Raw genomic sequence first — 12,609 nt, 5'->3', positions numbered from 1 at the left:
AGAATGAGATGATCGTTGCCACGCTGGGCCCCGAGGGAAATAACCATGTGCTGGTGCTGCGCCGCTATCTCGCCGCCCGTGGGCTTGCCGATGCGCAGGTGAAGCTCTTCGATGACTTCCCTACGGCGTTCGCAGCGCTGGTAGCAGGCGAGGTGGACCGGGTGCTGCAGTGCACGGCTCACTTCAGCCACGCCGACTGCGTGGGGCGCCATATGCACCGCGCCTTTCCGGTGGACGTCTTCGTCGCCGGCAGTCACCCGCTGGCACTGTTGGCGCGGCGCGATGTCGCAGCGCCGCGTCAGGTGGCGCGCCAGCCGGCCACCCGCTATTACACCGACCTCTCAGGTTTCAGCGAGGAGGTCGATGCGGCCACCACCGTGGCGGTGGCCGAGGGACTCTTGGCCGGTCGCTTCGAGGCGGGCATCTGCGCTCGCCAGGCGCTGGAGGATCATCCCGAGAAACTGTGCCTGCTCGAGGACCTTGGCCCGGCGCTGGATGTCTGGGTGCTCTATGGGACAGAGCCGCTGGTTGACAGCAACCCGCTGGTACTCTAGCCGCCTAGGCTCGTACATGACAGAATCGGTGAATTCCATACCTAGACCGTCGCCGCCTGTGGGCGGCCGAGACGGCGTGAACCGCATAGCGCGAATGCGCACCAAGAGGACACCATGCCCGAATATCGCTCCCGTACCACCACCGCCGGCCGCAACATGGCTGGCGCCCGCGCCCTGTGGCGCGCCACAGGCATGAAGGACGAGGACTTTCACAAGCCGATCATTGCCGTGGCCAACTCCTTTACCCAGTTCGTGCCCGGGCACGTACACCTTAAGGACATGGGCCAGTTGGTGGCGCGGGAGATCGAGAAAGCCGGCGGAGTGGCCAAGGAGTTCAACACCATCGCCGTCGACGACGGTATCGCCATGGGTCACGACGGCATGCTCTACTCGTTGCCGAGCCGAGACATCATCGCCGACAGCGTCGAGTACATGGTCAACGCCCACTGCGCCGATGCCCTAGTGTGCATCTCGAACTGCGACAAGATCACCCCGGGAATGCTGATGGCTGCCATGCGCCTCAACATCCCGGTGATCTTCGTCTCCGGCGGCCCCATGGAAGCCGGCAAGACCAAGCTGCTCAACCACGGCCTCGATTTGGTCGACGCCATGGTCATGGCCGCCGACGACTCGGTGGACGACGAGACGCTGGCCGAGGTCGAGCGCAGCGCCTGTCCCACCTGTGGCAGCTGCTCCGGCATGTTCACCGCCAACTCGATGAACTGCCTGACCGAGGCGCTGGGCCTGGCGCTGCCGGGCAACGGCACCGTGCTTGCCACCCACGCCGACCGTCGCCGCCTGTTCGAGACCGCCGGTCATCGCATCGTCGAACTGGCCAAGCGCTACTACGAAGGTGACGAGGCGCACCTGCTGCCTCGTGCCATCGGCTCCAAGGCGGCGTTCAAAAACGCCATGACGCTCGATATCGCGATGGGCGGCTCCACCAATACCATCCTGCACCTGCTGGCTGCCGCACAGGAGGCGGAGGTCGACTTCACCATGGCCGACATCGACCGGCTGTCGCGAGAAGTACCGCAACTGTGCAAGGTGGCGCCCAACACCCAGAAGTACCATATCGAGGACGTGCACCGTGCCGGTGGCATCATGGCAATCCTCGGCGAGCTGGATCGTGCCGGCGTGCTCGATACACGGGTGCCGACCGTTTACGGCGACAGCCTCAAGGCGGCGCTGGACGAGTGGGACATCATGCGCAGCCCCTCGCCCGAAGTGGTTGAGTTCTTCAAGGCGGGCCCCGGTGGTGTGCCCACCCAGACCGCTTTCTCCCAGAGTACGCGCTGGCCGAGCCTGGATGGCGACCGTGCCAACGGCTGCATTCGCGATCTCGAGCACGCCTTCTCCCGGGAAGGTGGGCTGGCGGTACTCTACGGCAACATCGCCCAGGATGGCTGCGTGGTGAAGACAGCCGGCGTCGACGACTCCATCCTGGTGTTCGAGGGGCCGGCCCACGTGGTCGAATCCCAAGACCAGGCGGTAGAGCATGTCCTGGCAGGCAAGGTGAAGGAGGGCGAGGTCGTCGTCATTCGCTACGAGGGACCCAAGGGCGGGCCAGGTATGCAGGAGATGCTCTATCCCACCTCGTACCTCAAGTCGAAAGGCCTGGGCAAGGCATGCGCGCTGCTCACCGACGGGCGTTTCTCCGGCGGCACCTCGGGTCTTTCTATCGGCCACGTTTCCCCCGAGGCGGCAGCAGGCGGGGCCATCGGCCTGGTGCAGTCCGGCGACATCATCCGTATCGACATCCCCAACCGCCGCATCGACGTCAAGCTTTCCGACGCCGAGCTGGCGGCTCGGCGCGAAGCCGAAGAGGCGCGCGGAAAAGATGCCTGGAAACCCAGCATCCAGCGCGTGCGCAAGGTGTCGGCGGCGCTCAAGGCCTATGCCCTGCTGGCGACTTCCGCAGACAAGGGGGCGGTGAGAGATCTCTCCAAGCTCGATTGACACAACGACGAACCGGGCCAGGGCCCGGTTCGTCGTTGTGGGCTTTTTCATGCAGCAGTAAGGAACGATGACATGCGCAAGCAGACCTTCGGTGTCGGCCTGATCGGTTTTGGCACTGCCGGCCGTATCTTTCACGCCCCGTTGATCCAGGCCACGCCTGGGCTGGAATTGCTGGCCGTGGTCAGCAGTTCGCCCGAGCGAGTACATGAAGCGCTGCCCGAGGTCGAGGTGCTGTCCAAGGCGGCGGCACTGTTCTCTCGGTCGGATATCGACCTGGTCGTCATCGCCAGCCCCAACGAGACCCACTTCCCGCTGGCCAAGGCGGCGCTTGCCGCCGGCAAGCATCTGGTAGTCGACAAGCCGTTCACCGTATCGCTGTCCGAGGCGCGGCTGCTCAAGGCGGAGGCCGACAAAGCAGAATGTCACCTCAGCGTCTTTCACAATCGCCGCTGGGACAGCGATTTCCGGACCCTGCACAAACTGATCGAGGAGGGCGGCGTGGGGCGTCCGGTCTCGCTCGAGCTGCGCTTCGACCGCTTCCGGCCTACGGTGGCCGATCGCTGGCGCGAGCAGCACAAGCCGGGTAGCGGTATCTGGTACGACCTGGGTTCACATCTGCTCGACCAGGCACGCACGCTGTTCGGCATGCCGCGAGCGATTCTGCTCGACCTGATGGCGGCGCGGGATGGCGCCGAGGTGGACGACGAGTTTCATGCGCTGCTCGATTACGACACGCTTCGGGTCACCCTGCGGGCCAGCTCACTGGTGGCGGAACCGACGCCGCAGCAGGCGCTGCACGGCACCCGGGGCAGCTTCGTCAAATATGGTCGCGATCCTCAGGAGAACTGGCTGAAGGAGGGGCGTATCCCTACGCGCGACTGGGGAATCGATCCTCGCCCCGGCCAACTGACGCTGGCCGGCGACGACGGGCATCTGGCTACGAGCGAGCATCAGGGGCTCCCTGGCGACTACCTGGCCTACTATGTCGGCATCGTCGAGGCGCTGGTGAGCGGGGCGCCGGTACCAGTCAGCGTGGAGGAGGGAATCGAAGTCGTGGCCATGCTGGAGGCGGGGCTCGACAGCTATCGCCAGAGTCGCTGGATCCGCCTCAAGGAGGGCAACGGCAACCTGCGCCAGCTTCATCGTCACGCCTGAGCTATCGGGCCGGCACGGCTACCAGCTCAGCGGCGCCTCCTTGCCGCGACGTTCACGCAGAGTGTCGCGGGCGATGAACAGCGCGGCGATGGCCCGTGCCTCGTGGAAATCGTCGCGCATCAACAGGGCCGGCAGCTCCTCGAGGGCGTGGGTCTCGACCACCAGCGGCTCCGGCTCGTCCCCGGGCAGGCGCTTGGGGTAGAGGTCGGTGGCAAGCAGCACCTGCATGCGGTGGCGCATGTAGTTGGGCGCCAGTGACAGCTCCACCAGCGGCTCGATACGCCGGGCGCCGAAGCCGCACTCCTCCATCAATTCACGATTGGCTGCGGTGACGATGTCCTCGCCCGGGTCCACCAATCCCTTGGGCAGGGTCAGCACATAGTCCTCGAAGCCTGCCGCGTATTCGCGGATCAGCAGCACGTGGTCCGGGTCGGGCATGGCAATGATCATGACCGCACCCTGGTCGCTGCCGGTCAGGCGTTCGAAGGTGCGTTCGGCGCCATTGGCGAAGCGCAGCTCCAACGATTCGATATGGAACAGGCGGCTCCTGGCGACGGATTGACGCGCCAGTACCTGGGGTTTCTGCAAGGTCTTCTTCTCGGACATGAAGGCTCCGTGTCGTGCGGGCGTGCCGGGAATGCGCCGCGTAAATGCATTGGGTACAATACCACGCCTTCCACCGCTCAGATGCCACCGGGAGTCGCCATGATCGATTGGCGCGCCATCGATACCGTTCTGCTCGACATGGACGGCACACTGCTCGACCTGCATTTCGACAGCCATTTCTGGCTGGAGCACCTGCCGCGACGCTACGTAGAGCTTCATCGCCTCGACGAGGCGACCCAGGAGCAGATACGCTCGCGCATCCTGCGCGAGCGGGGCACCCTCAACTGGTACAGCCTGGCCTACTGGAGCCGCGAGCTGGGTGTGGACATCGTTGCCCTCAAGCGCGAGGTCCAACACCTGGTCGGTCTGCGCAGCGATGCGCTGGATTTTCTCAAATGGCTGAAAACGGCCCACCCACGGGTGGTGCTGGCAACCAATGCCGACCGAGAGAGCCTGGAGCTCAAGCTGCCCCTCACCGGCCTCGAGGCCTACCTGGACGCCATCGTCTCCTCGGCCGATCTCGGCGTGCCCAAGGAGGCCCAGGAGTTCTGGTTCGCGCTGCAGGAAGTCGAGCCCTTCGACCCGGCCCGCACACTGTTCATCGATGACAACCCAGATGTACTCGAGAGTGCGCGGGAATACGGTATCCGCCACCTGCTCGGCATCAAGCAGCCCGACAGCACACGACCGGAAAAGGAGCTCGAGGAGTTCATCGCTCTGGACCGTTTCGCCACGATCCTGCCCCAGGAGCTACCCTCGGAGGTACGCGGTGAAGCTGGCCAGCATGCTGAGACAGGAGAGAACGGTGGATAGCGTACGACTCGACAAGTGGCTGTGGGCCGCCCGCTTCTTCAAGACCCGCGCCCTGGCCAAGAAGGCCATCGAGGGCGGCAAGGTGCACTACAACGGCGGGCGTGCCAAGACCAGCAAGAACGTCGAGGTGGGTGCCCTGATTCGCGTGCCCCAGGGGTGGGACGTCTGGGAAGTGGAAGTCGTGGCACTTTCCGACCAGCGTCGCGGCGCGCCGGAGGCTCGTGAACTTTACCGCGAGACGGCCGAGAGCGTCGCACGCCGGGAGAGTGAGGCCGAAGGCCGGCGACTGACCAACCAGGCCATGCAGCACCCGCTCAAGCGACCCGACAAGAAGCAGCGTCGCGACATTCAGCGCTTCCAGCGTCAGCAGGACGAGTGAACCCCTCTTGCCGATGACCCTGAACGACCCCTTTCGGAATCGATCATGACCGACCAGATCCAGCGTTTCCTGTTCGAACGCACCAATGTACGTGGCGAGATCGTCACTCTCGAGCGGGCCTACGGCGACGTGCTCGAACGCCATGGCTATCCGCCGGCCGTCAATCATCTACTGGGTGAGCTGCTGGCCGCCGTGGCTCTGCTCACCGACACGGTCAAGCTCGACGGCATCCTCAGTATCGAGGTACGCGGCCAGGGAGAACTCTCTCTGCTGATGGCCGAGTCCAACCCTGGCGGCGAGCTGCGTGCCATTGCCCGCCTGGCGGAAAACGCCACCCTGCCGGAAGGGAAGGCGAACTTTCGCGAGCTCGTTGGTGACGGCCATATCGTGATCACCCTCGATCCGCGCGAGGGTAATCGCTATCAGGGTATCGTGGCGCTCGACCAGGACAGCCTGGCCGGCTGCCTCGAAGCCTACTTCTCACAGTCCGAGCAGTTGCCTACCCAGCTATGGCTGCGTGCCGACGACCAGCGTGCCGGCGGGCTGTTGCTGCAGCGGCTGCCTGACGAGTCGCAGAATCAGGACGACGACGCCTGGGAGCGTACCGTCCAGTTGGCGAGGACCTTGAGGGCCGACGAGCTGCTGGGTCTCGAGCAACGCGAGCTGCTGCATCGGCTCTACCATGAGGAGACGGTGCGGGTCTTCGAGCCCAAGGCATTGCGCTTCGGTTGCACCTGCTCGCGGGAGCGGATCGGCGATGCCTTGCTGACCCTTGGTGCCGACGAGCTGCGTGACGTGCTGGCCGAGCAGGGCGAGATCGAGACCCAGTGCCATTTCTGCCACACCCACTATCGCTTCACCGAGAGCGAAGTCGAGGCGTTGCTGCGTGCCCAGGGTGGCCCGTCTCCCACCTTGCATTGACGCCGGTACTTGCCGCAGCGCGACGAGACCCCGAGGAGCATCTCGTCCGTTTGCCTGAATTGCTGCAATGCACAAGCATGGTTGTAGTCAACCTGCGGCGATATGTCTCGATGTAGTAGTAAAACTACAAGAACTTCGGTCAAAGTTAGCGTTTCCTGGCGGCTCCCTTTTTGCCATAATGGCGCCGCCTCAAGGCCGATCGCCAGAATACAAGACGGCATGCAGCCGCACATGGGCGATCGGAATCGCAACGCAATGGCGTATGACGCCTGGCACACGAGAGAGAACCGGCCGCAAGGCCCAGGAAACGACATGACCACATCCCAAGCCGCTCCTCAAGCACACGTCAATCTCAGCAGCGCCGAACTCATCGAGCGTGCCGTGGCACGCGGAGAAGGCCATCTGGCCGCGAATGGCGCCCTGGTGGTGAATACCGGTCAGCGTACCGGACGCTCGCCCAAGGACCGCTTCATCGTCGACGAGCCCTCCACCAGCGGTGAGATAGACTGGGGCAGCGTCAACCGTCCCTTCGATGCCGGGAAGTTCGACGCCCTGTGGGCTCGTGTCGAGGATTACCTGGGTAGCGGCGAACGCTTCGTTTCCGAACTCCACGTGGGCAGCGATCCGACACACTACCTGCCGGTGCGGGTGACCACCGAGACGGCATGGCACAATCTGTTCGGCCGCACCATGTTCGTGCGTCCCGAGGGCTACAATCCCTCGGCCAAGCAGGAGTGGGCGATTCTCAACGCGCCCTTCTTCGAGTGCGATCCGGATCGGGACGGTACCAACTCCGACGGTACCGTAATCATCAACTTCGCCCAGCAGAAGGTGCTGATCGCCGGTATGCGCTACGCCGGCGAAATGAAGAAGGCGATGTTCTCGGTACAGAACTTCCTGCTGCCCGCCTTCGACGTGCTGCCCATGCACTGCAGCGCGAATGTCGGCGAGGATGGCGAGACCGCATTGTTCTTCGGCCTTTCCGGCACCGGCAAGACCACTCTCTCGGCCGACCCGGCGCGCTACCTGATCGGTGACGACGAGCATGGCTGGGGCCCGGGTACCGTGTTCAACGTCGAGGGCGGCTGCTACGCCAAGTGCATCGACCTCTCCGAGAAGAACGAGCCGGTGATCTGGAACGCGATCAAGTTCGGCACCGTGCTCGAGAACGTGGTGCTCGACGACCGCCGCGAGCCCGACTACACCGACGACAGCCTGACCCAGAACTCCCGCGCCGCCTATCCGCTGGAACACGTCGGCAAGCGCGTGCCGGAGAACCGCGCCGGTGAGCCCAACGCCATCATCTTCCTGACCTGCGACATGTCCGGCGTGCTGCCGCCGGTGTCGGTGCTGTCCAAGGAAGCGGCGGCCTACCACTTCCTCTCCGGCTACACCGCCAAGGTGGGCTCCACCGAAATGGGTTCCTCCGCAGGCCTGGAAGCGACCTTCTCCACCTGCTTCGGTGCGCCGTTCTTCCCGCGCCCGGCTCGCGTCTACGCCGACCTGCTGATCAAGCGCGTCGAAGCCAAGGACGCCCAGGTCTACCTGGTCAACACCGGCTGGACCGGTGGCGCCTACGGCGAGGGCGGTTCGCGCTTCTCGATTCCCACCACCCGCGCCATCATCAGTGCCATCCAGTCCGGCGTGCTGCGTGAGATCGAGACCAAGCGCATCGAAGGGCTAAACCTGGACGTGCCGGTATCGGTGCCGGGCGTCGACTCACGTCTGCTCGATCCGCGCGAAACCTGGGAAGACAAGGCAGCCTACGATCGCAACCTGCGCGATCTGGCGGCCAAGTTCGTCGATAACTTCAAAAAGTTCGAAGGTGTCAACGAAGCCATCACCAAGGCCGGGCCCAGCCTGACCTGAGGTGAACCCGCGGTTACCGCAGTGGTCTGAAACGGGGAAGGGGCGTATGCCTCTTCCCCGTTTCGTTTTCGACCTGGCATGTCGGCTGGCTGACCAGGGGGAGGGTCCAATGAAACGCCGTCTTTTTCTCGGTCTGCTGGGTACGGCCGGTGCTGCAAGTCTAGTGCCCAGCGTCGGTTGGGGCTTTCCACGACTCAGTCTCGAACCGGCTGCGGGCCTGGAGCGTCTCGAACTCTCACGCGACGAGTGGCGCGAACGCCTCACGCCCGAGCAGTTCGAGATCCTGCGCGAACACGGCACCGAGCCGCCGTTCTCGAGCCCGCTCGACAAGGAGTGGGGAGAGGGAGAGTACCTCTGTGCCGGCTGCGACCTGCTGCTGTTCGAGAGCGCGATGAAGTACGACTCCGGCACCGGCTGGCCGAGCTTCTTCGAGCACGTCGAGGGTCACCTGCTCAGCCAGCTCGACTTCAGCCTGCTCTGGCCGCGACGTGAGTATCACTGCGCCCGCTGCGGTGGCCACCAGGGCCATGTCTTCAGCGATGGCCCCGAACCCACCGGGCTGCGCTGGTGCAACAACGGCCTGGCACTGCGCTTCGTGCCGGCGACTACCTGAAACCCTCCACAATATGCTGCGCCAAGCCATCCACTGCGGGTGAGGTAGCCTCGGGAGAGCGCAGCAGCACGATGGAGCCGTCCGGCAGCGGGGGGAAATCGTCCGCTTCGTCGAGGATGCGCATGCCCGGCGTGACCAGGCTCTTCATCAGCGCCGAGACGGCAAGCCCGGCGCCCACTACCGCCTGTAGGGTGGCAAGGCTGGGGCTCGAGTAGGCAATGCGATACTGACGCCCGGCACGGGTCAGGGCGTTGCAGGCGTGTTGGCGACAGAAGCAGGGGTCCTCGAACAGCGCCAGGGGCAGCGGCGACTGGCGATGAATGGCGTGGCTCTCTGCCACCACCCATACCGTCTCCTCGCGGCGCAGAATGGTGCCGATCTCCTGGCCCACCTGGCGGGTCACGATGCTCAGATCGAGGCTGCCCTGCTGGCGGCCGAGCAGTTCGGAGGAGGGAGCGCACTGCACCTCGACATCGACCAGTGGCCAGGTCTGGGAGAAGGACTTGAGGATCCCGGGCAGGAAGCGCATGACGAAATCGTCGGGTACGCCGATCCGTACCCGGCCTACCATGTCCGGCTCGCGTAGAATGTTGAGTGCCTCGCCCTGCAGGTCGAGGATGCGGCGGGCGTAGCCGAGCAGCGTGGTGCCTTCGCTGGTCAGATGCATCTGGCGCCCCTGGCGCTCGAATAGCGGGCGCTGGATCACGTCCTCCTCGAGCCGCTTGATCTGCATGCTGACCGCCGACTGGGTGCGGTTGACGGCCTGGGCAGCGCGGGTGAAGCCGCCATGATCGACGATGGCAACGAAGGTGCGCAGCAGCTCATGATCGATGGTGTGAAGCATGGTTGATTTCCATCATTATTGTTGATGTCGGGTATAAGTACTATTCGTTGGATTGATTTTAGCGGCTCTTCGACACTTCCTCCATAGTCATTTACCAGAAGGAAGTGAGCCATGAATGCGAGGACCCAGATAGCCTGTGACGTTTCTTCGACCTGCGTGCCGCCTGCGACTCGGGGACGCTGGCGTTTTGCCCTGGACCTGTGGCGCTGGGCGCGCTACATGGACCGCCTGGTGCAGCTGCGCCGCGAACGCACCCAACTGCATGAACTCAACGATCATCTGCTACGCGACATCGGCGTGACCCGCCAGCAAGCCACGCGCGAGGCGCGCCGCCCCTTCTGGGACGACATCGGCTGGCGCCGCTGATCGCGGCGGCGACGGCGTGGCGTTTGTGGTACCTTGGCGCGATCATTCGTTGCCGCAATACCAAGGAAGTCATGGACGCCACGACCCGGATCATTTCGCGCCTCGCCGAGGAACTTGCCGTTCGCCCGCAGCAGGTTTCAGCTACCGTGGAGCTGCTCGACGGCGGCGCTACCGTGCCCTTCATCGCCCGCTACCGCAAGGAGGTCACCGGTGGCCTCGACGACACCCAGCTACGCAACCTCGATGAACGCCTGCACTACCTGCGCGAGCTCGAGGAGCGCCGCACCGCGGTACTCGCCGCTATCGACGAGCAGGGCAAGCTGACACCGGAACTCAGCGGACAGATACAGGCTGCCGATACCAAGCAGCGCCTGGAAGATCTCTATCTGCCTTACAAGAAGAAGCGTCGCACCAAGGCGCAGATCGCCCGTGAGGCCGGCCTCGAGCCGTTGGCCGATGCGCTGTTGGCCGATCCTACACTCGACCCCGAGACCGAGGCGGCCGGCTACCTGCGCCCCGCCGAGGGTGATATCCCGGCCGTCGAAGATGCCAAGGCGGCACTGGATGGGGCGCGCCAGATCCTGATGGAGCGTTTCGCCGAGGACCCCGAGCTGGTCGGCACGCTGCGTGAGCGGCTCTGGCAGGAGGGCGAACTCAGCGCCCGTTTGCTGCCCGGAAAGGAGCGCGAGGGCGCCAAGTTCTCCGACTACTTCGAGCACGACGAGCCGTTGGCCAAGACCCCCTCCCACCGCGCGTTGGCCATGTTCCGCGGCCGCAACGAGGGTGCGCTGACGCTGGCCATCCGCCTGCCCGGCGAAGACGAGGCGCCGATTCATCCAGCCCAGGTGGCCATCGCCCGGCATTTCGGCATTCGCGACGAGGGCCGAGCCGCCGACAAGTGGCTGGCCGACGTGGTGCGCTGGACCTGGCGGGTCAAGCTCTACACTCATCTCGAGACCGAGCTGATGGGACGGCTGCGCGAGCGCGCCGAGCTGGAGGCCATCGAGGTGTTCGCTGCCAACCTCAAGGATCTGCTGCTGGCGGCCCCAGCGGGACAGAAGGCCACCCTGGCCATCGACCCGGGCCTGCGTACCGGCTGCAAGGTGGCGGTAGTGGATGCCACCGGCCAGTTCCTCGAGCATGCCACCATCTATCCGCATGCGCCGCGCAACGCCTGGGATGCCTCGCTTGCCGAGCTGGCCAAGCTGGTGGAGAAGCACGACGTGGCGCTGATCGCCGTGGGTAACGGTACGGCGAGCCGTGAGACCGACAAGCTGGCCGGTGATCTGCTCAAGGTCTTCGCCGGTAAAAAGGCGCTATCGAAGGTGATGGTCAGCGAGGCCGGTGCCTCGGTCTACTCCGCCTCGGAATATGCCTCGAAGGAGCTGCCCGATCTCGACGTCACCATCCGTGGCGCGGTCTCCATCGCCCGGCGGCTGCAGGACCCGCTGGCCGAGCTGGTCAAGATTGAGCCCAAGTCCATCGGCGTGGGCCAGTACCAGCACGACGTCTCACAGCTGCAGCTGTCCCGGAGCCTGGAAGCGGTGATCGAGGACTGTGTGAACGCCGTGGGGGTCGATCTCAATACGGCGTCGAGCGCACTGCTGTCGCGTGTCGCCGGCCTCAACCCGGCGCTGGCCGAAGCCATCGTGGCGCGGCGCAACGCCGAGGGTGCCTTCGCCAGCCGTAAGCAGCTGCTCGACGTCAGCCGCCTGGGGCCCAAGACCTTCGAGCAGTGCGCCGGCTTCCTGCGCATCATGAACGGCTCCAATCCGCTCGATGCCAGTGCCGTGCACCCCGAGGCCTATCCGTTGGTGGAGCGCATCGCCAGCCGCAGCGGACGCCCGGTGGAGAGCCTCATCGGCGACAGCGCCACGCTCAAGGCGGTCAAGCCGGCCGAGTTTGCCGACGAACGTTTTGGTGTGCCCACCATCAGCGACATTCTCAAGGAACTCGACAAGCCGGGCCGCGATCCGCGCCCCGAGTTCAAGGCCGCAGAGTTCCGCGAGGGCGTTGAGACCCTGAAGGACCTGGAGCCGGGCATGATCCTCGAAGGCAGCGTGACCAACGTCACCCATTTCGGCGCCTTCGTCGACATCGGCGTGCATCAGGACGGCCTGGTGCATATTTCGGCACTTTCCGACAAGTTCGTCGAGGATCCGCGTTCGGTGGTCAAGGCCGGCGACATCGTCAAGGTCAAGGTCATGAGCGTGGATCTGGAGCGTGCGCGTATCGGCCTCTCCATGCGACTCGACGATCAGCCCGGCGAGGCCGAGGGCGGCAAATCGTCGCGCAGTGGCCAGGGCGAGCGGCGTGGCGGGCAGGGCAAGGCGCAGCGCAAGAACGCACCGCGCGAGCAACAGGCTCAGCCCAGCCAGATGGGCGCCCTGGGGGCCGCACTGCTTGCGGCGAAGAAGGGCAAATCTTGATCCCGGCACGCCTCTCGCCATACTCTCGACAAAAACCGCATGACCGGCCGCCACGGGCGGCCGGCATGCTTCGACCGGAAGACCCGATGAAGGTCTCCAAG

12 protein-coding genes are annotated in these 12,609 nt (G+C 64.9%); 10 read left to right on the top strand and 2 right to left on the bottom strand.

Features of this window, described 5'->3' with window-relative positions:
• Positions 1-8: 8 nt before the first annotated feature.
• The 3 genes from SPH52_RS09510 to SPH52_RS09500 all read left to right on the top strand — a co-directional run bounded on the left by SPH52_RS09510 (position 9) and on the right by SPH52_RS09500 (position 3,668).
• A complete protein-coding gene (locus SPH52_RS09510) occupies positions 9-554 on the top strand; it encodes a hypothetical protein (protein ID WP_411794778.1) in 546 nt (181 codons plus the stop codon).
• 114 nt (positions 555-668) lie between these two features.
• Positions 669-2,513 (top strand): dihydroxy-acid dehydratase, encoded by a 1,845-nt coding sequence (gene ilvD / locus SPH52_RS09505; protein WP_411794777.1) that lies wholly within the window; start codon positions 669-671, stop codon positions 2,511-2,513.
• A 72-nt stretch (positions 2,514-2,585) separates the two neighbouring features.
• Positions 2,586-3,668, top strand: a complete 1,083-nt coding sequence (locus SPH52_RS09500; protein ID WP_411794776.1) for an oxidoreductase — start codon at positions 2,586-2,588, stop codon at positions 3,666-3,668.
• An 18-nt stretch (positions 3,669-3,686) separates the two neighbouring features.
• Here the strand turns inward: SPH52_RS09500 and nudE are convergent, their stop codons facing one another.
• The gene (nudE, locus tag SPH52_RS09495; protein WP_411794775.1) at positions 3,687-4,274 is read right to left on the bottom strand and encodes an ADP compounds hydrolase NudE; all 588 of its coding nucleotides are present in this window, start codon (positions 4,272-4,274) and stop codon (positions 3,687-3,689) included.
• Positions 4,275-4,373: 99 nt separating this feature from the next.
• On the opposite strand from nudE, the gene yrfG reads away from it, so the two are divergent.
• From yrfG to msrB, 5 genes are all read left to right on the top strand, one after another.
• Positions 4,374-5,087: a GMP/IMP nucleotidase gene (yrfG, locus tag SPH52_RS09490; RefSeq protein WP_411794774.1), complete on the top strand. Its 714-nt coding sequence runs from the start codon at positions 4,374-4,376 to the stop codon at positions 5,085-5,087.
• On the top strand, positions 5,080-5,466 hold the full coding sequence (gene hslR / locus SPH52_RS09485; RefSeq protein ID WP_411794773.1) for a ribosome-associated heat shock protein Hsp15: 387 nt from the start codon (positions 5,080-5,082) through the stop codon (positions 5,464-5,466). Before yrfG ends, hslR begins: the two co-directional genes overlap by 8 nt.
• Positions 5,467-5,511: 45 nt before the next feature.
• Positions 5,512-6,387, top strand: coding sequence for an Hsp33 family molecular chaperone HslO (hslO, locus tag SPH52_RS09480; RefSeq protein ID WP_411794772.1), 876 nt, complete (start codon positions 5,512-5,514; stop codon positions 6,385-6,387).
• 312 nt (positions 6,388-6,699) lie between these two features.
• Positions 6,700-8,256: a phosphoenolpyruvate carboxykinase gene (locus tag SPH52_RS09475; RefSeq protein ID WP_411794771.1), complete on the top strand. Its 1,557-nt coding sequence runs from the start codon at positions 6,700-6,702 to the stop codon at positions 8,254-8,256.
• Between the two features lie 109 nt (positions 8,257-8,365).
• A complete protein-coding gene (msrB, locus tag SPH52_RS09470) occupies positions 8,366-8,869 on the top strand; it encodes a peptide-methionine (R)-S-oxide reductase MsrB (protein ID WP_411794770.1) in 504 nt (167 codons plus the stop codon).
• Here the strand turns inward: msrB and SPH52_RS09465 are convergent.
• On the bottom strand, positions 8,862-9,713 hold the full coding sequence (locus SPH52_RS09465; RefSeq protein WP_411794769.1) for a LysR substrate-binding domain-containing protein: 852 nt from the start codon (positions 9,711-9,713) through the stop codon (positions 8,862-8,864). The two genes, msrB and SPH52_RS09465, sit on opposite strands and share 8 nt — an antisense overlap.
• 111 nt (positions 9,714-9,824) lie before the next feature.
• On the opposite strand from SPH52_RS09465, the gene SPH52_RS09460 reads away from it, so the two are divergent.
• Both SPH52_RS09460 and SPH52_RS09455 read left to right on the top strand, forming a co-directional pair.
• Positions 9,825-10,079 carry a DUF1127 domain-containing protein gene (locus tag SPH52_RS09460; RefSeq protein WP_411794768.1) on the top strand — a complete coding sequence of 85 codons (255 nt, stop codon included), beginning with the start codon at positions 9,825-9,827 and terminating at the stop codon, positions 10,077-10,079.
• 71 nt (positions 10,080-10,150) lie between these two features.
• Complete coding sequence (locus SPH52_RS09455; RefSeq protein ID WP_411794767.1) at positions 10,151-12,508, top strand: Tex family protein; 2,358 nt, start codon at positions 10,151-10,153, stop codon at positions 12,506-12,508.
• Positions 12,509-12,609: the final 101 nt, after the last annotated feature.

The sequence above is a fragment of the Halomonas sp. A29 genome (assembly GCF_046723295.1).
GTDB lineage: Bacteria > Pseudomonadota > Gammaproteobacteria > Pseudomonadales > Halomonadaceae > Halomonas.
Note: the sequence above shows the minus strand (reverse complement) of the source record. Positions and strands in the feature narration are given on the sequence as shown.

Excerpts from the sequence above, each read along its gene's own strand:
- SPH52_RS09475 (WP_411794771.1), top strand. The coding sequence starts at position 6,700 with ATGACCACATCCCAAGCCGCTCCTCAAGCACACGTCAATCTCAGCAGC.
- ilvD (WP_411794777.1), top strand. The coding sequence starts at position 669 with ATGCCCGAATATCGCTCCCGTACCACCACCGCCGGCCGCAACATGGCT.
- yrfG (WP_411794774.1), top strand. The coding sequence starts at position 4,374 with ATGATCGATTGGCGCGCCATCGATACCGTTCTGCTCGACATGGACGGC.
- SPH52_RS09455 (WP_411794767.1), top strand. The coding sequence starts at position 10,151 with ATGGACGCCACGACCCGGATCATTTCGCGCCTCGCCGAGGAACTTGCC.
- msrB (WP_411794770.1), top strand. The coding sequence starts at position 8,366 with ATGAAACGCCGTCTTTTTCTCGGTCTGCTGGGTACGGCCGGTGCTGCA.
- SPH52_RS09510 (WP_411794778.1), top strand. The coding sequence starts at position 9 with ATGATCGTTGCCACGCTGGGCCCCGAGGGAAATAACCATGTGCTGGTG.
- SPH52_RS09465 (WP_411794769.1), bottom strand. The coding sequence starts at position 9,713 with ATGCTTCACACCATCGATCATGAGCTGCTGCGCACCTTCGTTGCCATC.
- SPH52_RS09500 (WP_411794776.1), top strand. The coding sequence starts at position 2,586 with ATGCGCAAGCAGACCTTCGGTGTCGGCCTGATCGGTTTTGGCACTGCC.
- hslO (WP_411794772.1), top strand. The coding sequence starts at position 5,512 with ATGACCGACCAGATCCAGCGTTTCCTGTTCGAACGCACCAATGTACGT.
- nudE (WP_411794775.1), bottom strand. The coding sequence starts at position 4,274 with ATGTCCGAGAAGAAGACCTTGCAGAAACCCCAGGTACTGGCGCGTCAA.
- SPH52_RS09460 (WP_411794768.1), top strand. The coding sequence starts at position 9,825 with ATGAATGCGAGGACCCAGATAGCCTGTGACGTTTCTTCGACCTGCGTG.